Origin of the sequence: Pontibacter toksunensis, from assembly GCF_042686245.1 — a bacterium.
GTDB classification, from domain to species: Bacteria; Bacteroidota; Bacteroidia; order Cytophagales; family Hymenobacteraceae; genus Pontibacter; species Pontibacter toksunensis.
On record NZ_JBHUOX010000004.1, the window covers coordinates 172,583 to 194,582 of the forward strand.

At 50.0% G+C, this 22,000-nt stretch carries 16 protein-coding genes; 8 read left to right on the forward strand and 8 right to left on the reverse strand.

Annotated features, from left to right (window positions below; translation table 11 throughout):
* The first annotated feature begins 342 nt into the window (after positions 1 to 342).
* The 4 genes from ACFS7Z_RS07245 to ACFS7Z_RS07260 all read left to right on the forward strand — a co-directional run bounded on the left by ACFS7Z_RS07245 (position 343) and on the right by ACFS7Z_RS07260 (position 4,371).
* The gene (locus ACFS7Z_RS07245; protein WP_377482838.1) at positions 343 to 1,260 is read left to right on the forward strand and encodes a ChbG/HpnK family deacetylase; all 918 of its coding nucleotides are present in this window, start codon (positions 343 to 345) and stop codon (positions 1,258 to 1,260) included.
* Position 1,261: 1 nt separating this feature from the next.
* Complete coding sequence (locus ACFS7Z_RS07250; RefSeq protein WP_377482840.1) at positions 1,262 to 2,230, forward strand: nitrilase family protein; 969 nt, start codon at positions 1,262 to 1,264, stop codon at positions 2,228 to 2,230.
* Positions 2,220 to 2,822 (forward strand): DapH/DapD/GlmU-related protein, encoded by a 603-nt coding sequence (locus ACFS7Z_RS07255; RefSeq protein ID WP_377482842.1) that lies wholly within the window; start codon positions 2,220 to 2,222, stop codon positions 2,820 to 2,822. Before ACFS7Z_RS07250 ends, ACFS7Z_RS07255 begins: the two co-directional genes overlap by 11 nt.
* Positions 2,823 to 3,075: 253 nt before the next feature.
* Positions 3,076 to 4,371, forward strand: a complete 1,296-nt coding sequence (locus ACFS7Z_RS07260; protein WP_377482844.1) for a hypothetical protein — start codon at positions 3,076 to 3,078, stop codon at positions 4,369 to 4,371.
* Positions 4,372 to 4,509: 138 nt separating this feature from the next.
* Here the strand turns inward: ACFS7Z_RS07260 and ACFS7Z_RS07265 are convergent, their stop codons facing one another.
* Together ACFS7Z_RS07265 and ACFS7Z_RS07270 are read right to left on the reverse strand one after the other, a co-directional pair.
* Positions 4,510 to 5,685 (reverse strand): acyltransferase family protein, encoded by a 1,176-nt coding sequence (locus ACFS7Z_RS07265; protein ID WP_377482846.1) that lies wholly within the window; start codon positions 5,683 to 5,685, stop codon positions 4,510 to 4,512.
* A gap of 168 nt (positions 5,686 to 5,853) precedes the next feature.
* A complete protein-coding gene (locus tag ACFS7Z_RS07270; protein ID WP_377482848.1) occupies positions 5,854 to 6,723 on the reverse strand; it encodes a creatininase family protein in 870 nt (289 codons plus the stop codon).
* Positions 6,724 to 6,873: 150 nt separating this feature from the next.
* On the opposite strand from ACFS7Z_RS07270, the gene ACFS7Z_RS07275 reads away from it, so the two are divergent.
* Positions 6,874 to 7,635: a creatininase family protein gene (locus ACFS7Z_RS07275; protein ID WP_377482850.1), complete on the forward strand. Its 762-nt coding sequence runs from the start codon at positions 6,874 to 6,876 to the stop codon at positions 7,633 to 7,635.
* A 59-nt stretch (positions 7,636 to 7,694) separates the two neighbouring features.
* On the opposite strand, the gene ACFS7Z_RS07280 is transcribed toward ACFS7Z_RS07275, so the two are convergent.
* Both ACFS7Z_RS07280 and ACFS7Z_RS07285 read right to left on the reverse strand, forming a co-directional pair.
* Entirely contained in the window at positions 7,695 to 8,225 is a 531-nt protein-coding gene (locus ACFS7Z_RS07280; RefSeq protein ID WP_377482853.1) for a TlpA family protein disulfide reductase, read from the reverse strand.
* A 120-nt stretch (positions 8,226 to 8,345) separates the two neighbouring features.
* Entirely contained in the window at positions 8,346 to 9,113 is a 768-nt protein-coding gene (locus ACFS7Z_RS07285; RefSeq protein ID WP_377482855.1) for an NUDIX hydrolase, read from the reverse strand.
* A 105-nt stretch (positions 9,114 to 9,218) separates the two neighbouring features.
* On the opposite strand from ACFS7Z_RS07285, the gene ACFS7Z_RS07290 reads away from it, so the two are divergent.
* The 3 genes from ACFS7Z_RS07290 (at position 9,219) to ACFS7Z_RS07300 (ending at position 13,858) form a co-directional block, all read left to right on the forward strand.
* Positions 9,219 to 11,165 carry a glycoside hydrolase family 3 protein gene (locus ACFS7Z_RS07290; RefSeq protein ID WP_377482857.1) on the forward strand — a complete coding sequence of 649 codons (1,947 nt, stop codon included), beginning with the start codon at positions 9,219 to 9,221 and terminating at the stop codon, positions 11,163 to 11,165.
* Positions 11,166 to 11,295: 130 nt separating this feature from the next.
* Positions 11,296 to 12,810, forward strand: coding sequence for a DUF1593 domain-containing protein (locus ACFS7Z_RS07295; RefSeq protein WP_377482860.1), 1,515 nt, complete (start codon positions 11,296 to 11,298; stop codon positions 12,808 to 12,810).
* Between the two features lie 94 nt (positions 12,811 to 12,904).
* Positions 12,905 to 13,858: a sugar phosphate isomerase/epimerase family protein gene (locus ACFS7Z_RS07300; RefSeq protein ID WP_377482862.1), complete on the forward strand. Its 954-nt coding sequence runs from the start codon at positions 12,905 to 12,907 to the stop codon at positions 13,856 to 13,858.
* Positions 13,859 to 13,982: 124 nt separating this feature from the next.
* On the opposite strand, the gene ACFS7Z_RS07305 is transcribed toward ACFS7Z_RS07300, so the two are convergent.
* From ACFS7Z_RS07305 to ACFS7Z_RS07320, 4 genes are all read right to left on the reverse strand, one after another.
* Positions 13,983 to 15,704 carry an IlvD/Edd family dehydratase gene (locus ACFS7Z_RS07305; RefSeq protein ID WP_377482864.1) on the reverse strand — a complete coding sequence of 574 codons (1,722 nt, stop codon included), beginning with the start codon at positions 15,702 to 15,704 and terminating at the stop codon, positions 13,983 to 13,985.
* 211 nt (positions 15,705 to 15,915) lie between these two features.
* Complete coding sequence (locus ACFS7Z_RS07310; RefSeq protein WP_377482867.1) at positions 15,916 to 16,746, reverse strand: fumarylacetoacetate hydrolase family protein; 831 nt, start codon at positions 16,744 to 16,746, stop codon at positions 15,916 to 15,918.
* Between the two features lie 38 nt (positions 16,747 to 16,784).
* Positions 16,785 to 18,116, reverse strand: a complete 1,332-nt coding sequence (locus ACFS7Z_RS07315; RefSeq protein WP_377482869.1) for a GntP family permease — start codon at positions 18,114 to 18,116, stop codon at positions 16,785 to 16,787.
* Positions 18,117 to 18,306: 190 nt separating this feature from the next.
* Positions 18,307 to 21,693, reverse strand: a complete 3,387-nt coding sequence (locus ACFS7Z_RS07320; RefSeq protein ID WP_377482871.1) for a ThuA domain-containing protein — start codon at positions 21,691 to 21,693, stop codon at positions 18,307 to 18,309.
* Positions 21,694 to 22,000 lie beyond the last annotated feature (307 nt).

Below are 22,000 nucleotides of genomic sequence, written 5' to 3' on the forward strand. Positions count from 1 at the left end.
CTGCCCCGGGTGAGACTCCTCCGGAACTGGCAGAGCAGGCACTCTACCGTTCATGCTGATTTTTTCTTCAACAGGTTTGCCAGGGGAATCTGCTGTGACACTATAGCGGGAATCCCTGATGACCTAAAACAGCTAAAATGACACTCCCAGTAAGCCCTCACTCATTTTAGCCTCCCTAAATATAAGGTTTATTCAGGAAAATTCTAACTTAGCGAAAAGACATAAGCATCCGCACAAAGAGAAGCAGTTTTTCGGCCATAAGCACGGGGCTGGATATCACGCCACCTCTTATGGAAAAACAACATGCTTTTGTTTCCAGACCTTACCATTATTTAAACCTGTATGAAAAAGCAATACGCCTTCTTATCACTCACCCTGCTACTGAACCTGTTCCTGGCACAGCTGGTGCAGGCCCAAAAAACTCAGACACCTACCCTGTTGCTGCGCGTGGACGACATTGGCATGAACCACGCCGTGAACATGGGTGTGAAGCAATTAGCTGAAACAGGTGTTCCTTTTTCTGCCTCTGTTATGTTTGCCTGCCCCTGGTACCAGGAGGCCGTGGAAATACTGAAGAAGCACCCGCAGGTGGCAGTAGGCGTGCACCTGACACTGAATGCCGAATGGAAAAATTACCGCTGGGGGCCGGTAGCAGGACGCACCGCTGTGCCCAGCATTGTAGACAGCCTCGGCTACTTTCTTCCGTCCATTGAAGCTTTTCTGAAGAGTGACTATAAACTGGCTGATGTAGAGAAAGAGCTGACCGCCCAGATAGAAAGAGCACTGAACTCAGGACTGAAAATAAGCTATGTGGACCCGCACATGGGTATGGCCCTGGCTACTCCCGAGCTGCGCGCGCTCACTGAGCGGCTGGCCAAAAAGTACAATCTGGGTATATCAAACTACTTCGGCGAGACCTACAAGAGCATGTGGCCGGTAGCAGTAGAGACCAAGGCAAAGGAGTTTATGGATTTTGCCAATGCCCTGAAGCCGGGTAGTCTGAATGTGGTGGAACTGCATGTGGCGCAAAGTGCACCTGAAATGGATGTGCTGGTGGATATGAACAGTAACTTGATGAACACAGACGATGGCAAGCCCAAGGCCAGTCAGCACCGCCAGACAGAGTTGAACATGCTTGTATCGCCAGAATTCCTGAAGCTGGTAGACAAGAAGTTCAAGCTCATTACCTATGCGGATTTAGTAAAGACAAGAGGCCTCAGCAGCATGAAGTCACCAGTACCACAGTACGAGAGGAAGTAAAATGAGACACCTTAAAGTTGCAGTTGCGCAGTTTGAGCCAAAGGACGGCGACAAAGCCTATAATCTTTCTGTTATTGAAGAGTTAACAGCCAGAGCAAAAGCCCGTGGCGCTGAAGTCATCTCCTTCCATGAAATGTGTATTACGGCTTATACCTTTCTAAAAGACCTGACACGGGAGGAAATGCTGGAACTGGCCGAGAAAGTACCGGACGGGGAAAGCGTACAGCAACTCACCCGGCTATCGGAAAAGTATGACATCCCTATTTTAGCAGGTTTGCTTGAAGTAGAGGAGGACAAGCTATACAACACCTATGTGTGCGTAGACAAGAGCGGCCTGATAGCAAAATACCGCAAGATTCACCCGTTCATCAGCAAATACCTGGAGCCGGGCTCAGAGTATGTGGTCTTTGACCTGAAAGGCTGGAAGTGCGGTATCCTGATTTGCTACGACAACAATGTGATAGAAAACGTGCGAGCTACTTCGCTGCTCGGAGCAGAGGTTATTTTCGCACCGCACGTCACTATGTGCACCCCTTCCTCCATGCCGGGCCGTGGCTATGTGGCAGATGAACTCTGGCAGGCAAGGCATACAGACCCGGTGCCCCTGCGGCTGGAGTTCGACGGCCCCAAAGGATTACGCTGGCTTATGCGCTGGCTGCCCGCCCGGGCCTACGACAGCGCCGTGTACTATGTGTTCACCAACCCCATCGGGTATGATGGTGAGCACCTCAAAAACGGAAATTCCCTCATCCTGGACCCTTATGGCGAGGTGCTGACAGAAATAAAAAGCTTTGAAGATGAGATTGCCGTCGCCACGCTGACGGATGACAAGTTGGAGCTTGCCGGGGGCCATCGCTATAAGAAAGCGCGAAAGCCCGATCTCTATAAAGACATCATCGGGGCAGAACATCGCTCTGAGACAAAACCTGTCTGGCTGACAAGGAATGCCCCTGCGCCTGATGACAGATAGTTACATAGCAGGCTTCTCCGGAATTTTTGCCGCACAAAAGGATATCCTTCCCTGGCTCATACCTCAAAGCCTTCCAGGCATGATAGAGGAAATGATGGACCAACTGGATAGTGGCTATACCGTGAAAGATGGTGTAGCCATTCACAAAACGGCCACCGTAGAAAGAGGCGTTGTACTGAAGGCGCCTGTTATCATTTCAGAGAACTGCTTTATTGGTGCAAACGCCTATCTGCGCGGTGGCGTGTACCTGGGCAAAGGTGCAACAATAGGAACCAGTTGTGAGGTCAAGACGAGTATCATTTTACATGGCAGTGCTGTCGCGCATTTCAATTTTATAGGCGACAGCATCATCGGCAGCAATGTTAATTTTGAGGCTGGCTCCATCGTGGCGAATCATTATAACGAAAGAAAAGACAACCGAATCTGGGTAGTGCTAAGCGGTGAAGTCATCAACACTGAGGTAACGAAGTTTGGCGCCTTAATAGGAGATAACTGCAAAATAGGAGCAAATGCGGTGCTGTCGCCGGGTACCGTTTTACCTCCAGGCACCATTGTAAAGCGCCTGGAACTGGTAGAGCAGGTTGTTTCCTAACGAATTAACAAAGGCTCATAGCCCCTTTTCTCAAACAGAATACTATCCTTACTCCACATTGCCGGGTGCTCAGGCAAACAGCTTCTTGGCAAAACTTTGTTCTGCTGTTCTCTGCCCTCCTTCCTTCTGCAAGCACAATTCCAGCGAGGCTGCTCCTCCTGCACAAGTATTGAACATACACCTCAATTAAAAAATGCTAATATTTGATAATAGTATATATATTGCCTATAAAATATATGCGTCATATTATCCTATGAAACAACACTTCTTTCTTCTACTCTTACTACTTCTGCTATCAACATTATCTTTCGCCCAAATAAACTACAAAGAAGGCTTTGTGGTCACCGCTAATGGAGACACCTTACGTGGTTTCATAGACTACAGAGAATGGGACTTAACACCCGGCGAAGTGTCCTTCCGGACCTCTGCCACTAGTGGTACCGCACAGGTATTTAACCCTAGCAACACCAGGTATTTCGAAATAACCGGAATGGAAGCGTACCGCAGCTATGAAGGCCCTATTTCTATGGACAAAGTAAATAAGGACGACCTTACGTACGGCAAGGCTGACACGATTACCCTCATTAGCAGGGTGTTCCTTGAAAAACGACAGGATGGTCCTAATGTGGCCCTCTACTCCTACAAAGACAGTGTCAAAGAAAGGTTCTTCATTTTAGAGAAAGGAGAAAGCAGGCCACGGGAACTAAGTTACAAGCGGTACCTGCTTGCCACAAACAACGCAAAAGTTGTGGAGCAGCGTTATTATGTAGGCCAGTTACTGAACGTGGCAAGGCAGCAGGGCACACTAACCGACAAGCTTCAGCAGGAGATCGAAGCAACCGGCTATAAGGAGCAAGACCTCCTTCGGGTAATAAGTAAACTCAATGGCCTTAGTAATGAAGAAATTGAGCTGGACAGGAAGAGTAGAATCGGTACCGCGTATTTTGCTGGACTTGCACTAAGTAGAGGCACAATAAAGACATATGGCGCTGATCACTTTGCTGATGCAGATGAGAACCCTGCTTCGTACATGCCACGATTAGCTTTTGGCTTGGATGTTTTTCTAAACAAAAATGTGCAAAAAACTTTTCTGAGGTTAGAGGCAGGACTAACGAACGCCAGTTACAGTCTAATGAAAAGAGAGCAGACTGGAAACACTAGTTACCATGAGCTTTCTTACGAAGTTACACAGCAAACACTTTCCCTCTCTCCCCAAATTATCTACAGCCTTTACAATAAAGAAAACTTAAAGGTGCATGCAGGCGGCGGCTTAGCCTTCAATTATTCTAACTACTCCAGGAACAGATATCGGAACCAGTACTTTAGCCCAACTTATAATTATCAACGGCCGCCAACTGAAAAGGACAGTTATAATGCATTACTTTCTTTTTGGGGTACCTATACAATTAGAGCGGGAGTTATTGTGAACAAAAAATATGAGATTTCTGCCATGTACCTGGCACCCGGTACCATAACGAAATATGTCAGCAGAGAGGTAAAAACCGGTTCTATGAATCTAGGCATTTACTACCTATTCAGAGATAGATAGAATTATAGGAAAGCTGTAAGCCCATGCCTGTTTCTGGCATTGTGATACCCTGCAGCAAACAGGCACTATATAACAGGAAAGGCTGGTACCACTATCTGCGTTACCAGCCTTTCTTTTTCTGAAAGTAGTAGTGAAGCACTACACCTTAATGTACACCTTCTGCTTGTCCATCCAGTACCCGATGCACCACAGCAGGAGCATATAGGAAACAGCAAACAGCAGGGACGCATTGTTATCTGATAGCCACGTCAGGTACAGGTTTTGATAGATCCACCCGTTCAGGCTTTGGCCGCCTACCCTGGTAAGGCTCATCAACTTGATAATGACACCCGACAGGATGTAAATGAACAGCGGGTTCCGGCCAAACACTTCAAAGAAATAGGTCCATCCCTTGTAACCGGCCACTTCAATCACCAGCATGAGCACAGCCAGTATGAGCAGGTCCAGGCCAACGGTATACACCACATATGAGCTTGTCCAGATAGGTTTGTTGATGGGAAAGAAAATATCCCACACAAGCGCCACCACAATAAAAGCCGCTGCCCATAAGGCCAGTTTGAACACTGTGCCCATGTTGTTACCGTTCCGCTGTATGTACAGGCCAGCCAGAAAACCAGCAATCACGTTCACTACGGCTGGCAACGTACTCAGCAGCCCCTCCGGATCGAAAGGTATACCATATCCTTTGTACAGGTTTTCGGCACGTAGAAGCAGCAGATCAAATTTCAGGGCAGCATTTCCCTCCAGACTGTACGGGTCAGGCTGGTCACCGAAGAAGTACATGATGGCCCAGTAAGAGAGTAAAGCGACAAGGCTGAAAAAGATGGCTCCTTTTACTTTCAGGTAATGCACCACCAGCGCTGCAATGCCATAGCACAGGGCAATGCGTTGCAGGACACCCATTATCCGGATGCTGGAGAAGTCAATGAGTGCCAGCTCGCCGGCAGCATTGCGTGTAACAAAAGGGAAAGTGTTCAGCAGGAGGCCCAGCAGGAAAATCAGGACAGTCCTTTTGAAAACTTTTTTCAGGAAAACTTTGTCGTCTTGCTGTTCAAATTTCCGCATGCTAAAGCTCATGGCATTGCCCACCACAAACAGGAAAGTAGGAAAAACCAGATCCGTCACCGTAAACCCGTGCCAGGCGGCATGCCGGAACGGTGCATAAATAGTCTGCCAGCTTCCGGGGGTGTTCACCACGATCATTAGCGCAATGGTCATTCCCCGCAGCACATCCAGCGAAAGGTAGCGCTGCCGTGCAGTTTCCTTTAGCAAACCATTGTCTGCAACTGGACTGGCTGTATAAAGCTTATTCATGTGTCTGACTTAGCTAGCTCCAATTTTTGTTTTTACAGCAGGAGTAAATATCTGCTGCTTCCTTCCCTAGCCCTTCCCTCCCCGGAAGGGCTATAAGTATACTTTAATTTCCCTCCCCGGAGTGATTTGGGGTGAGTTAAGCATCAATTGCTCTGGTAGAGCCGTACTTTACTTTAGACTGCCCACTTTATCTACCCTATCAAAATATTCCTTCTGCAGTTCCAGTGTCTTCGTATCAGATTTAACCGCTTTCAGCGCTTTTGTCAGTTGCTCCACTTTATTTTCTATCAGCAGCTTCCCCAGTTCTTTAGAAGCTTTTGCTCCCTCACCGGCATAATGATTGGGGTAGCTGGCATACCACCAGATGCCGGTATACAGGTTGGGAAGCGATGCCATTCGCTTCAGGTTTTCGCCGGATTCCTGCGTGGCCCGCTCCTGCTTTACCAGGTCTGGGCGCAGGTACAGCAGCGAGGATGTTTCGTTTTCGCCGCCATGCTGGTCGCCGGCAGGATCAGATTTACGTATTTTGTTCACCTTCTCTGTAAAGGCAGGCTCATTCACTGGGTCAAAAAAGTAAACGGCATAGTCCTGCCGGTCCTCCAGCTGCGACTGCACGAAGTAGCGCAGCAACTGCGGGTTTCCGCCGTGGCCGTTCACGATCACAATCTTATTGAAGCCGTTTCTGGCAATTTCCTTTACCGTTGCATCCAGCAGGTCCCACACCACCCTGCTTGGCAGCGCAAACGTTCCCGGCTGCTGCTGTGCCTCATACACCTGCCCGTAGAAGTAATCAGGAAAAACCACGGCATACTCATTCTTTGCAGCCCGCGCCGCCCACTCCCGCACGTGAATCAGGTCAGAGCCAATCGGGGCATGCATCCCGTGCTTCTCCAGGATGCCGATAGGAAGTATGCAGGTCCGGTTCGATTTCTCCAGCGCCTTTGGCCAGTCGCTGGCAGTTAGCTCATCCCAACGGAAGGGAATATCCTGTGCAAATGCAGTGGTCGAAAAAAACAAGAGTAGTAGCAGTAGTCTCATGTGGTGTTTTTATGTAAGGGTGAGAAAATTCTTTATTCAATATAGAGAAAACCCCTTTTTCCTGCTACTCTTTCCGAGCTTTTGTCTCTAAATTAGTGGAGATAACAGCAAAAGACACCGTACAAAGGCAAAAAACATAAAAGCTCGCTTATGAGACCGTACATTTTAGCAGAAACAAACTGGAGAGACATACAGCACCAGAACTTTGAGGTGGCTGTTTTACCCTGGGGCGCAACAGAGGCGCACAACTACCACCTACCTTATGCCACAGACATTATAGAAGCAGATAACATAGCGGCCGAGTCAGCCCGCAAAGCATGGGAGGCCGGTGCAAAGGTTATTGTGCTGCCCACCATTCCGTTTGGTGTCAACACCGGGCAGGCGGACATCCTGCTGGACATTAACATGAGTCCCAGCACGCAGGCTGCCGTGCTCAACGATGTGCTGGAGGTACTTAATAGGCAGGGAATACAGAAACTACTCGTGATGAACAGCCATGGCGGCAACGACTTTAAGATGATAATCCGGGAGCTGGGATTGAAGTACCCTGCCATGTTTATATCGAGCTGCAACTGGTTTCAGTCTATGAACAAGAGCGAGTTCTTCGAGAACGCCGGTGACCATGCCGATGAGATGGAAACAAGCCTGATCCTGCATCTTCGGCCCGATTTAGTACTGCCGCTGGAGGAAGCCGGCGATGGACGTGACAAGAAACCTAAAATAAAGGCCTACAGGGAAGGCTGGGCCTGGGCAGAGCGGAAATGGTCGCAGGTAACGGAGGATACCGGGGTAGGCAACCCGAAGAAAGCCACAAAAGAAAAAGGAGAAAAGTTCTTTGATGCCGTGACAGATAAAATGAGTCAGCTATTCATCGACCTCGCTAGGGCAGACCTGAACGGCCTGTATGAATAACCTGGCAGCTGACTGAGGGACCGCTAAGACTCCTCAGTCAGCTGCTGTTATACTATTATCTAAAGAGAACTTTTAATCTGCTCGATGGGAGTCTCTCCTATAAAAGAATTTACTAAACGGCCCTCCTCTGAATACACGAAAACAGAAGGCGCCTCTACTGGTCCTAACGTTTGGATAATGTCATTGATAGTGGTCTGCGCAAAATAGATGTTGCTTATACCTGCCAGTTCATACTCCTCGGCAAACTTACTTAGCTGTGGCAGCGCTGCATCTGACACAAAATACAGTATGTAACCCTTAAAAGCATCTAAATTCTCCCGTATCTCAACGGCTTCACGCTGGCAGTGGTCGCAATCGGGCTGAAAAAGCACCAGCACGGTTTTACCTTTCAAATCCTTTGCCACTACCCTGGAACCATCTAAACGGGTGAGCGGAAGCTGGGGAAGATCATTCGTCACTACTGCCGCTACAGGCCCTGCTGCTGTTGGCTCCATTGCCCTGGTTGCAGATCTACTGCCCCGGCTATCGAAGTAAAAAATGAGCGCCAGCACCAGAACCACCCCTACTATAATAATTATGCCCTTTTTCATAGTCTTTTCATGTAATGCTTACCAAGCAGCAAGTAGTGCTATAACATAATTTAAATCTGTCAGTTCAAAAAAAGCCCGCCTGATGCGTAGAAATAGCTTTCAAGTACATGATAAAGCTTTCTACCAGCCCTGCTGCAATCCGTCCTGCAGTGCGGCAGCATACTTATCTTTATCGAAAGAGTAAAGGTACGGTGCCTTGTGAGCTACACCCAGTTTTCGCTCTTCCAACCTGTTCAGTATATCATAGCCCAGCATTTTCCGCTGGAAGTTGCGGCGGTCCAGCTGCTTGTTCAAGATAGTCTCGTACAGCCTTTGCAGTTCCGGCATAGTGAACTTCTCGGGCAGCAGGTTATACCCGATAGGTTGGTCGTTGAGTTGCTTCTGCAGTATTTCCAGCGCTTTCTGCAAGATGTGGTTGTGGTCCATAACGAGTGCCGGCACATCCTGCAGGTCCCACCAGGCACAGTCCTCTGAGGTCGCATCAGGGCGGGGCACAGCTTTAGAGAAATCAACAAGGGCATAATACCCAACGGTAATAAAACGCTGCAGGAACCAGTGTCCCTCATGCGCCTCTATTCCCGAGGATACCAGCAGCTGCCTGTTTAGCTGCCTGTCGGATCGCGAGGGGCTGCCGAAGGTGTGAAACTGGCGTAGAAAGATGTTGCCAAGGCCGGTGCGGGACTGCAGCACCCGCACAGCAGCATGCTCTACCTCTTCATCTTTATACACAAAGCCTCCCGGCAACGCCCACTTGTCCGCATGCTTCATTTTCAGGAGCAAAACCTTCAACTGGTTGTCATGGAACCCAAATATTACACAGTCAACAGAGAGGCCCGGGTGAAAAAGCTCCCCTCCTTTTTTTAGTATGTTTCCTACTTCTTCTACCACTTTTTGTCTGATTTCAATTTTAAATAAGCAATAAAAGGAGAAGGAAGACAAAAAGACAGGAAAATAGTTTACATTGTGTTTCAAAGACACATAGACAGAAATCTTATGTCACTTATATCTCATATGATGCGCGAGTTCTCCAACCATCTCATAATGAAGCTGCCACTGGCCCTGCTGCTGGCGGGCATATCCTGTAACAGCAGCCAACCCACAGGCAGCACAACCACTTCTGCCACTGCTCCTGCTGCAGAGGCCAGTTACCGCGACCTGAACAAAAACGGCACCATGGATGTGTATGAGGACAGCTCCCAACCCGTAGAGGCCAGGGTAAAAGACCTGCTCGCGCAAATGACGCTGGAAGAGAAAGCCGGCATGATGTTTATTAACGGCACCTTTATCAATGAAGATGGCACCATTGAGAAGACTGCCGAAACAAAGGGTATGGCTGCCAGGCTCCCCACAGCAGGCGAATCCATCTCCGGAAAGATGATGAACCACTTCAACTTCTGGGACGCGCCTGGAACGCGGGCACTGGCTACGGGTTATAATGCCATACAGAAAGCCGCTGAAAATACCAGGCTCGGCATTCCGGTCACCATTGCCTCTGACCCGCGCAATCACTTCAGCGAAAGCATCTTTTCGATGGCTGCGGTTGGCTTTTCGCAATGGTGTGAAACACTGGGGCTGGCAGCCATCGGCGATGAGGCCCTGACAAGGCAGTTTGCTGACATTGCACGACAGGAATATGTTGCTGTGGGCTTGCGGGAGGCGCTGCACCCGCAGGTTGATTTGGCAACAGAACCACGCTGGGCGCGCATCAGCGGCACCTTTGGAGAGGATGCCGAACTGACAGCCAGAATGGCTAAAGCATACATTCTGGGTTTCCAGGGGGAGGAACTGGGCCCTAACAGCGTCGCCTGTATGACAAAGCATTTTACCGGAGGTGGCCCCCAGAAAGAAGGTCTTGACCCGCACTTCGAGTTTCAGAAGGGGCAAGTATACCCGGGCAATAACTTCGATTATCACCTTATTCCTTTTGAGGCGGCGTTTGAGGCAAACACGGCTGCCATCATGCCATACTACGGTGTTCCAACAGGCCAGACTGACGAGGAAGTAGCCTTTGCTTATAACAAAGCCATTATCACAGGTTTGCTGCGCAACAAGTATAAGTTTGATGGGGTGGTGTGCACCGACTGGGGACTAATTACGGATGTAAACATGGGCGTAGCAGTTTGGCCAGCACGCGCTTGGGGAGTAGAGCACTTAAGTGAAGAAGACAGGGTAAAGAAAATCATTGATGCCGGTGTAGATCAGTTTGGCGGCGAAAGTGTGCCGGAGCTGGTGGTGAAACTGGTGAAGGACGGCAAGCTGACAGAGACCCGCATAGATGAATCTGTGAGAAGGCTACTGCGCCAGAAGTTTCAGCTGGGCCTGTTCGACAACCCTTATGTGGATGTGGAAAACGCGGTGAAGGTATTGAGCAACCCAGCCTTCAAAGCAGCCGGTGAAGCCTCACAGCGCCGTGCCATGACCTTGCTGAAAAATGACAACAACGTGCTGCCGCTCCAGCAGGGTAAGCTGAAGCTGTACGTGAAGAACGTAGACCCTAAAGTAGCTGCCCTGTATGGCACTGTGGTAGAAAATCCGAAAGAGGCAGATATGGCCATTATCCGCCTGAAAACACCGTGGTACCCGGTAGAGACAAAGAATCCGTTTGCTCAAAGCTTCCACCACGGAGACCTTGACTTCAAAGGCAAAGAGAAAGAAGAAATACTGCAACTCCTTAAAACAGTACCCACCATCGTGGACATCAACCTGGATCGCCCTGCCGTAATCCCGGAAATCAGCCAAAACGCAAAAGGCCTGTTTGCAGATTTCGGAGCCAGTGATGCAGCGGTGCTGGATGTGATTTTTGGCAAGGCTAAACCGGAGGGAAACCTGCCGTTCGAGCTGCCGTCGTCCATGGAGGCCGTGCGCAACCAGAAAGAGGACCTGCCCTACGACTCAAAAGACCCGCTGTATAAGTTCGGGTTTGGGTTGAGGTACGAGTAATTTTATTTACCGACCTTAGCAAAAGCTTTTTCCTCCAAAAAGGAGACGACACATAACTAAGGAGACGACACATAACTTAAGACTGGCAGATGTCAGGTTATGTAACAGGAACTGTAAAAAGGATAGACACATGCAAAAGATAGTATCAACACTTTTAGTGCTGCTAGGTGTATGGGTGGGAACTGTGTCTGTTGCCACAGCGCAGGCAAAAACCGGTAAGCCCCGCACAATTGTCACCACGGATGGCGAAGTAGACGATGTAGACTCTTTTATCAGGCTCCTGCTGTACTCCAGTGAATTTGACATTGTAGGGCTGGTGTACAGCAGTTCGCAGTGGCATTATGCCGGCGACGGGAAAGGGACGTTGTATACCTCCGAAATGCAGAACACAGCAGAGCGGTACGGAGAGCGGAAGGACCTTCGCTGGCCCGGCACCACCTGGATGCAACACCACATTAACCAGTATGGGAAGGTTTACAATAACCTGAAGCAACATGCCGCAGGTTATCCTACTCCTGACTATCTCCTGAGCCTTGTTAAAACAGGCAATATTGAATTTGAGGGCGAAATGGAGAAGAACACGGAGGGTTCAAACTTTATCAAGCAGATCCTGCTCGATGATAATCCGAGCCCGGTGTACCTGCAGATATGGGGAGGCACCAACACCGTGGCCCGTGCCCTTAAATCTATAGAGGAAGAATACAAGGGCACGGCAAAGTGGGAAGATGTGTACAAAAAGGTATCAGAGAAGGCTGTCATCTACGCTGTACTTGACCAGGACGCAACCTACCAGAAGTACATAGCACCTAACTGGCCACAGGTAAAGGTGCTGTATAACTCAGACCAGTTCTGGAGCTTTGCTTACCCCTGGCCACAGGTGGTGCCGAAAGAGTTACAGCCTTACCTCGGCGGCAAGTGGTTTAAAGAGAACATCAAGTATAACCATGGACCCTTGCTGGCAGGGTACTACCTCTGGGGCGACGGAACGCAAATAGAGAATGATCCGGAACACGACCACGGAAGCATGGAAAAGACGCTCAGTTCCGGCCGCAATCAGTACGATTTTATTTCGGAAGGAGACTCCCCTGCTTTCTTTTACCTGGTGGATGTTGGCTTACGAAGCATGGAGGATGCCTCCTTCGGTGGTTGGGGAGGGCGCATGGTGCAGTCCGACAAGAATCCATACCGCTGGGAAGACGGGAAGCACGTGACCGACTATAACTACTACACGAATAAAGCCGATGCTACTTTTCCGCAGACCCGCTGGGTAGATGTGCTGCAGAATGATTTTGCCGCCCGTGCCGATTGGTGCGTGATGAGCTACAAGGAAGCCAACCATCCTCCTACCGTAAAGCTGAACCAGCCACAGGACATCGTCGTGAAGCCGGGCCAGAAAGTAAGCCTGAAGGGCTCGGCCAAGGACCCGGATGGGAATAAACTCAACTACCGCTGGTGGCAATACGAAGAGGTTGATACCTACAAGGGCAAAATAAGCATCCAGAACGCGAACAGTCCAAATGCTGCTTTCACGGTTCCTGATAATGCAAACAGTGGCGAGACCATCCATCTTATACTGGAGGTGACGGACTCCGGCACGCCCAAATTAACCCGCTATCAGCGCGTTATTGCAACAGTTATTAAGTAACCACCTCACCATCTTACTACCTCAGCTGTATGCTGGCTGGGCAAAAGCATGCTATAAAAAAGCACACACCATACTAATTCATATCACTGAACGAATGCTAAACAGAAGAAACTTTTTTAAGACGACAGGTGCCCTCGCCTTAGGTAGCCTGTTACTCCCTGCTTGTGCTGATGGCACCACATCGCAGGCCGAAACCACTGAAACAACGGAAGGCGTGGGCAGCGCAAACACAGCTACAAGGGAGTTGTCTGTAGGCTTGCAATTGTTTACTGTTCGCGAACTGCTGGAGAAGGACCTGCAGGGCACACTGCAGAAGATAGCTGCTTTGGGCTATAAAGACCTGGAGTCAGCTGCTGGTTCGAAGGGCCACTACTATGGCATGAAACCAAAAGAGTTTACCGCCATGGTAGAAGGCATGGGCATGAAGCTCCGCAGCAGCCACGTACTGCCGGGCACGCAGCTCCCTACAGAGGCTCCCCTTCCTCCGGAGTTCCTGACGCTGACTAACGGACTGCAGCAGTTGGTGGATATGGCCGCTGAGACAGGCCAGAGTTATCTTACCTGCGCCTATTTGTTCCCAAGCGAGCACAAGACCTTAGACCAATACAGGCGCCACATCGAGCTCTTTAACCGCGCCGGTGAAGCCTGTAAAAAAGCAGGTTTGTCCTTTGCTTACCACAACCACGACTTCGAATTTGAAACACTGGAAGGTCAGCGGCCATACGACCTGATCCTGGCCCAAACAGACAAGGACCTGGTGGAGATGGAACTTGACCTCTATTGGGCTACCAAATCTGGTAACGATCCGGTTGCCTTATTTGAAAAGTACCCGGGCCGCTTCCCGATGTGGCACGTGAAGGACATGGACAGGACAGAAAAGCAGTTTTTCACAGAGGTAGGCAACGGTTCTATCGATTTCAAACGCATCTTTGACAAAGCAGAACTGGCTGGCATGAAGTACTACTTCGTAGAGCAGGACGTAACGCCGGGCAATCCGATGGACAGCATTGCCACTAGCTATAAGAACCTGGTGAATGTTTTGAGCTAAAACAGGGCTGAGAAAAGAGAAGCACAAGTTATCCTACATAGTTGTAGGCACTTTGTGCTTCCCTTTTTAAGAAGTACGTGCTGAAGCAATAGCTGTGAGACAGGCTAGAACCTACCTTCGAAGATTAGTGTAAATCGCGCGTAACCTCTGAACCGGAACCACCCCGCAATACATCCAGGTCGGCTCCCAGATGGGCCTGCTGCACATGTTCGATGTGTATTCTCACGTATCCTCTTGCAGCCAGGGGCGCAGGAGGTATCCAAGCCGCTCTGCGTTTCTGCAGTTCTTCCTCGCTCACATCCAGATGGAGCCTTCTGTTTGCCACATCCAGCTCAATCATATCGCCGTCCATTACCAAGGCCAGTGTTCCACCAACAGCAGATTCCGGAGATACATGCAGCACCACCGTGCCAGCTGCCGTACCGCTCATTCTTCCGTCGGAAATACGCACCATGTCCCGCACTCCTTTTCGCAGCAGCTTTTCCGGAAGGTCCACATTCCCGACCTCCGGCATGCCTGGATAACCCTTTGGGCCCACTCCTTTCAACACGATCACACAGGTTTCATCAATATCCAGATCCGGTTCGTCAATACGCTGGTGATAATCCTCAATTGACTCAAAGACCACCGCCCGCCCACGATGCTTCATTAGCTCCGGAGAGGCAGCCGAAGGTTTGATGATGGCCCCGTTCTCACATAAATTTCCTTTAAGCACGGCAATACCCGCCTCTTTCTGAAGCGGCGCATCCACAGTCACAATCACATCATTATTATAGCAGGGGATTTCCGCATTATTCTCACCTATCGGGCGGCCGTTCACGGTGATTGCCTCATTATGTAGGTACTGCTTCATCTCCTTCAATACCACAGGCAGGCCTCCGGCGTAATAGAAGTCTTCCATCAGGTACTTTCCGGACGGCTTCAGGTTGACCAGCAATGGTATCTTGCTTCCGATGGTATCAAAGTCTTCCAGGTTCAGTTCGACCCCAAGTCGGCCGGCAATAGCCAGCAGGTGAATGATGAAGTTGGTAGACCCTCCCACTGCCGCATTCACCACTATGGCATTCTCAAAGGCTTTCCTAGTCAGGACTTTAGAGAGTGTGAGGTCTTCTTTCACCATTTCCACAATTCTTCTACCTGATAGCTGGGCCATTACCTTTTTCCGTGAGTCTACGGCAGGAATGGCTGCTGCCCCCGGCAGTGTCAGCCCCATGGCCTCTACCATACAGGCCATGGTGGAGGCGGTACCCATGGTCATACAATGGCCCTGGCTGCGGGCCGCTCCTATTTCCATTTCATGGATATCGGCATCAGAGAAGTTAGCCACCTTTTGTTTCTCCTTATGCAACCAATTAAACGATCCCGAGCCCACACACTCTCCCCTGTACCGGCCGTTCAGCATTGGCCCACCCGGCACCACAATAGTAGGCAGGTCCACGCTGCAGGCTCCCATCAGGGTAGAAGGCGTGGTTTTATCACAGCCGGTCAGCAGCACCACCCCATCCAGCGGGTTTGCCCGGATAGACTCCTCGGTATCCATGGCGGCCAGGTTTCTGAAGAGCATGGTGGTAGGCCGCATGATAGTTTCCCCAAGCGAGGTGACCGGAAACTCCAACGGAAAACCGCCCGCCTCAACTACTCCTCTTTTCACTATCTCTGCAAAATCACGCAGGTGCCCGTTGCAGGGCGTCAGTTCCGACCAGGTGTTACAGATACCAATAACAGGCCTCCCTTTAAAGTAATCATCAGGGTAGCCTTGATTGCGCAACCAGGACCGGTGCACAAAACCCATCTTGTCAGACTTACCAAACCAATCGTAGCTTCTCAATTTCTTATCTGTTGACATACATTAAAGTGTGTTATACTGTAATATAATTGAAGTCAGGATTACCCTGTAACTGTTTACCTCACCTGTTCTTGCCGCTGTTGTGTTTTTTTACCAACAGGCCTGTAGGCTCTACTTTCGCTGTTCTAAACCCACCCCTACCCCTCCGAGGAGGTGAATCTTAGCAAGGGTAGTATCAGTATATCTCCTCTTCCGAGAGGATGGCTAATCCTTACTCCACAAAGTTTACCAGTGTGCCGATGGGAGCTATTGTAATCCTAATTTCATCGTCCTGCTGCAGCGTAAATTCGTTTTCGGGTACTATGCCTGTTCCGGTCATGAGCAGGCTGCCGTGCGGGAAGGAGCATTCTCTGTAGAGAAATGTCACCAATTCCTCTGGTGTGCGCTTCATCTGAGAAATTTCAATACTGCCATCAAAGACCTTATCGCCCTTCCGGTGAATTTCTATTTGAATAAGTGTGTCTGCCGGCAGCGGCTCTTCCGTCACCAGGATGCAGGGACCTACCGCTGCGCTTCCATCGTAGGTCTTCGCCTGTGGCAGGTACAGCGGGTTCTCACCTTCAATGCTACGGGAGCTCATGTCGTTGCCAATGGTATAGCCCACAATCTTACCGGAAGAGGTCACCACCAAGGTCAGTTCAGGTTCGGGTACATTCCAGGAAGAGTCTTTGCGTATGCGCACCTTTCCTCCCGGTCCTATCGTTCGGTGCGCGGTTGCTTTAAAAAACAGCTCTGGCCGCTCCGCTTCATACACCAGCGCATAAAACTCTCCTCCACCGCTTTGTTTCGACTCCTCCTGCCTGCCCACTTTACTGCGATAGTAGGTAACCCCACTTGCCCAGATCTCCTGGCTCTGAATAGGGGCTAGTAAACCCTGCTGAAGCACATCGCCTGCATCCGGGGATGATGCTTGCGTTAGCTGCAGCATCTTTCCGTAAAGCCGATCATCATTCAGAAAATCATCCCACTCCTGGTCCTTTACAAGGTATAGCGCCTCGTTTTTTTCTATTACTATACCTCTTTGCGTTCTGTATAATTTCATAAGATTTCTTATTTATCTAAATCATTTCAGGCGATGCATCATGTAAAGAGCAGGTAGCTCAGGAAAAGAAAGAAAGCGGCTGACATGCCGAGCACCAGCGTCCCAACTGTATAAAGCCTGTACCCCGTCCTGACTTTCATGCCCGACATCTGCGTCACTACCCAGAAAAAGCTGTCGTTAGCGTGTGACACCACCGCAGAGCCTGCCCCAATGGCAATTACCACCATGGCTTTTTCCAGTTCTGTCTCAAAACCAAGCGAAGTCATCATCGGCAACACAATAGAAGCTGTCGTGATTAAGGCAACCGTAGAGGAGCCTTGTGCCGTTTTGATGGCCGCCGCCAGCAGGAATGGTAACCAGATATTCAGGTGTATACCCGCCAATGATTCTCCTAAAGTGTCTGCTATGCCGGAGTTCTGCAGAATTTTCCCGAAGATTCCCCCTGCTCCCGTTATAAGTATAACGGAGGCCGCATCGCGTAAAGCGTTTCCTACCCATCCCTGTGCAGACAGCATTTCAGATTTCAGCTTCCTGGGGAGAAGCAAGGACAAAAACGCTCCGATGCACAAGGCCACAACAGGCTCTCCGAGGAAAGAGATAATGCCATAGGCATTGGGACTAAAGACTTGTTCGAAATTCTGAGCAGAAGATTTAGCAACAATCAGGATGATAGGCACGAGTACCGGTACGGAGGATTTCAAGGGACCGGGAGCATCTTTCAGCAACAGGTTGATTTTTTCTTCTGTGGCCTGTGGATTAGGGTCAATATACGTTTTTGCTGCATACTTTGTGGCATACATAAGCCCTACAACCAGCGCCAGTGCACTTATCGGCAGCCCCACCAGCAACACAAGCCCCAGGTCGGCGCCTAAAATACCGGCGGCGGCAATAGGACCTGGCGTGGGCGGAACCATGGTGTGTGTTGCTGTAAGACCGAGCCCCAGGGCAACAGCAGGACCCGCCAGGGATATGCCTGCTTTTTTAGACAGGCTCCTGTTGAGAGGAGAAACGAGCAGGAAACCGCTATCGGCAAAAACCGGAATAGAAACGAAGTAGCCGATAACGCCCATCGCTGCGGTTACCCGCTTTTGCCCGACAACCTGAAGCACTTTCTCGGCCAGCGCATAGGCACCGCCCGAGTTTTCCAGAAAAGCGCCAATAATGACTCCGAAGATGATGATGAGCCCGATTTTACCAAGCGTTTCGCCGAACCCGGTATTGATGGACTGCACAATGGTGGACAGTGGCATACCTACCAGGAACCCATAGAGCACAGCAACCAGAAACAAAGCAATAAAAGGGTGTACCTGAAGTCGTGTTGTCAACAAAATAATGAGTGCCACACTGAGGAGCAGGTAAATAACGGTCATAGTGGGGTGAGTCCTGTTGGTTTAGTTTCCCTTATTTCAAATGCTATTGTTCGTATTCCCGCTCTCTCTGCAACTCCTCCTCTTTAAGATTTTATGTTGTTTTTAATTTCTTTCTCCTTCCTCTCCCACTTACCTGATATACATGACCACCTTATCAAGGAAAATTTTCGCCTGATTCGAATGGGGTATGTCAGTTTGTGGCCATACCCTGGCCACTGCCTGTCTCAAATAATATCCAATCCAGACTCATCAATGGTTTGTCTTTTACCGCCTTGTTGCGGAACACAAAGAACAGTTCGTTTACACCTCCCGGATCTTTCACGGGTGCAGTCACGGTTCTTGCTGTGCCCCATCCGGAGCGGTCAGCACTTGGGGGCACAGTAGCAGTACCCACCAGCTTACCATCCGGAGCGCCTTCCCTGATTTCGATAGTGCCTCCGTCTGTGCCTGCTGCAAGGTTAAAGGTCACCGCTTTTATACCTGTCAGGTCAATGTTTCGGAAAGAGATATAAGAGTTGTCTTTGATGTCGCTTACAAGTGACGGACCATCGCCATGCGGCTGTTGGCGCCCTACGTTCCGGAACGAGTCGAAATCCTCTGCCTGCACTTTCGGATGGCGCAGGAGCACTATCTCCCGGCCAGTCAGTGGCCCGGTTACCTGGTGCCCTTTGTCGGTGTAACTGGCAGAGACAACGTACGTGCCGGACTCACCACCGCCTGCATGGTCGTTCAGTTTATAAGCTCCGGCCAATGGCAAACTACCCTGGTCACCGTCTGCCAGCGACAGGATGTACCGTACCATCTCCGTTGTTTCCTGCTCGGTATGCTGCGGGTGCGCCGCCATCATTGTTTTACCCCAGTTCCCGTTGCCACCTGAAATAATCTTTTTCGCCAGCATAGGCAAAGCGGCGTCATTTCCTTTGTAGCGCTCCGCTACTTCCTTGTAGCTCGGACCTATGGATTTGTCGGCCACGGCATGGCAGGATTTACAATCACTTTCTGCAATCAACGTTTTGCCTCTCACAAACTTCACCGATCCGCCTTCTGTGTTCTGGCTATTCGAGCTTAGCAAGGCCAGGTCTTTCCCTTCTGAAAGGTAATCCACTGCGAACTTCACCTGATTGGCAAGGATTCCCTGGTTTAGTTGACCGTCTTCTTTGTCCCGCACGTTCACCTTGTAATTCAGTGTTCTGTCGTCGAAATAGAAGCTGCGGTTGCCAGCAATGTCTATGGACACCTCCGGTATGTCGTTCCCGACTTTTATCTCTACCTCGCTTGTTGCTTTGTCGCCTTTTTTATCTGTTACTGTTAGCTTCGCCCGGTAAACGCCTGGCTTGGTATAAGTAAACACAGGAGCTACTTCTGATGACTCTTCCCCGGCACCTGACGCCCAGGTATAGCTTAGTTCATCTTCCTTATCATAGTCATAGGACTGCTCCGCGGAAAGCTTCGCCTTGAAGGGTGCTGCCCCTACTGTTTTCTCTGCCTCTATCTGTGCAACTGGCTGCCTGTTTCCCTCGGCATATTCTATTTTAACAAGCGATGCATCCGGGTTTCGGGCAAAATAATTGGCGCCATACTGCAGCACATACATGGCTCCGTCCGGCCCGAACTTCACATCGATGGGGTGGGCAAACTTCTGGCTATCCAGGAAGGGCTCTATTTTCTGCAGGTTACCGTCCTTATCGAATGTGAGCACTTTCATCCAGTCGCGTGCCCACTCGAAAATGAACATCTTATTGTCGTAGTACTCCGGAAACTTGCTGCGGGACTTCCGGTAATCATCAGCATAGAAGAACGGTCCGGCCATGGCAGAGCGCGAGCCGGTGCCCAGCATCGGAAACTCTTTTGACTCTCCGTAAGGGTACCAAATCATGGCTTCGCGGGCAGGAGGCAGCACCTTTGAACCGTAGTTATATGGCGAGTCATTTATGGGGCGCTTAGGATTAAACTTAGGTCCTACCTCATTCGTAGCGAAATTAAAATCAGAATAAGCTTTGTTGTCGCCACCAAAATAAGGCCAGCCATAGTTCCCCGGTCCTCGGGCCTGGTTCCACTCATCCTGGCTCAGCGGGCCGCGCTCATTGGCTATACCGCCATCCGGCCCTACGTCTCCCCAATACACATAACCCCGTTTGTCCACGGTCATGCGGTACGGATTCCGGGCGCCCATCACATAGATCTCCGGCCTGCCCTGCGAGCCGTCCCGCGGGAACAGGTTGCCTTCCGGAATAGAGTAAGAGCCATCCGGATTCACCTTGATGCGCAGAATTTTGCCGCGCAAATCATGAGTGTTACCTGATGATTTCTGCGCATCGAAAGGCCCACGCCCCGGCCGCTCATCAATTGGGGTAAAGCCGTCAGATTCTTTTGAGCTGGTGTTATCGCCGGTGGTCAGGTAGAGCAAACCATCAGGTCCGAAGTAGACGTTTCCGGCGGAGTGGCAGCAGGTTTCACGCTGCACAGGCACTTCCATCACCACTTTCTCAGACCGCATGATCAGGCTGTCGCCGCCCAAAAGCTTAAACCGGGAGAGGTTCTGCACTGCCTTGTCTCCTACTGGCGAGTAGTACAGGTAAATGTAGTTATTGCGGTCAAAATTGGGGTCCAGTTCCAGGCCCAGGAGGCCGTCTTCATAGTTGCCTTCGGTATGCACATCCAGCTTGGCCAGCACCTTCGTTTCCTTTTTTTCCGGGTCATACAGCTTCACTGAACCAAGGCGCTCGATGAACAGCACACGGCCATCGTTCAGGATTTCCATTTCAATCGGCTCGTGCAGGTACGTATCCAGCACTACCTGCAGGAAGCGGTTATCTTCCGGCACCTGCTCGGTACGTGCTTTATCATAGTCAAGCGCAGGTCCCTCCAAAGTATACTTGATACCATTCAACACATGCTTCAGGAAATCCTGGTTCTGGTAACTTTCAGCGGTACCTCCCGCCAGGGTGTAAAACATGCGGCCACCGTCAAACTCACGGTACCAGGAAACCGGCTTTCCCCCTTTTCCTTTTATCAGTACGGTTGCGTCAGGGCTCAACGTATAGGTTGTGTGAAGGGCATCCTGCTGCTTCCAGCTTTTGGCCAGCCCTTCTGTCAGAGCGCCCTCTCCTCCTACCAGTTGCATGTTTTCTTCAGAAGCCGTGACAAGGCTATCGACCTGTTGTTCAGGGGCAGCGCCCAGCATGCGGTTGTACCAGGGCCACTGGTACTGTGAGGAGCCGGCGGCATGTATACCTGCAAAGCCTCCTCCGGCCTGTACAAAGCGCTCTATCTCATTTTGCTGCCGGGTATTCAGGACATCCTGCGATGTGTTCAAAAAAACGATGGAGCCATATCTTTTCAGGGAATCTTCTGCAAAATAAGCGGGGTTGGTAGTGGTATCCACCTGCAGGCCATTCTCAGTGGCATAGGTTGCCAGGGCTGTCATGGCAGCATCAGAAGTCTGCTGGGCGGTGCTGTTCTTAGAGAAAACAAGAATGCTGTTCTCCTTCTCCCCGGAGCAGCTCCACAGCAAAACAAGCAGGGTATATAACAGGACGTGTCTGAAAAATTTAGAAGGGTGTTGTTTTAGTGTCATTTAGGCTGAAATTACCGTGATTACTCACTACTGAATCAATTTATGGATTTCATATTGTTTAGGCAAACAAAAGGTTCAGTATCTGGTGTTGTGCCTCTGAAAGAAGGAGGGCAACCAAATATTAGTTCCAGTGAGTTTAAGCAACTCGAAACCTGAAAAGGACCACAGCACGACAAAGCAAAGGCTCTTTGAAATATTGAGAGCAGTTTTACCAAAGTCTTGGAATTACAACCCCTGCTTTTATACCCTGAAATGAACTTTATTTTTGCAATAACTGCTAAGCAGGTACTGTGTTGTATGTCCATTT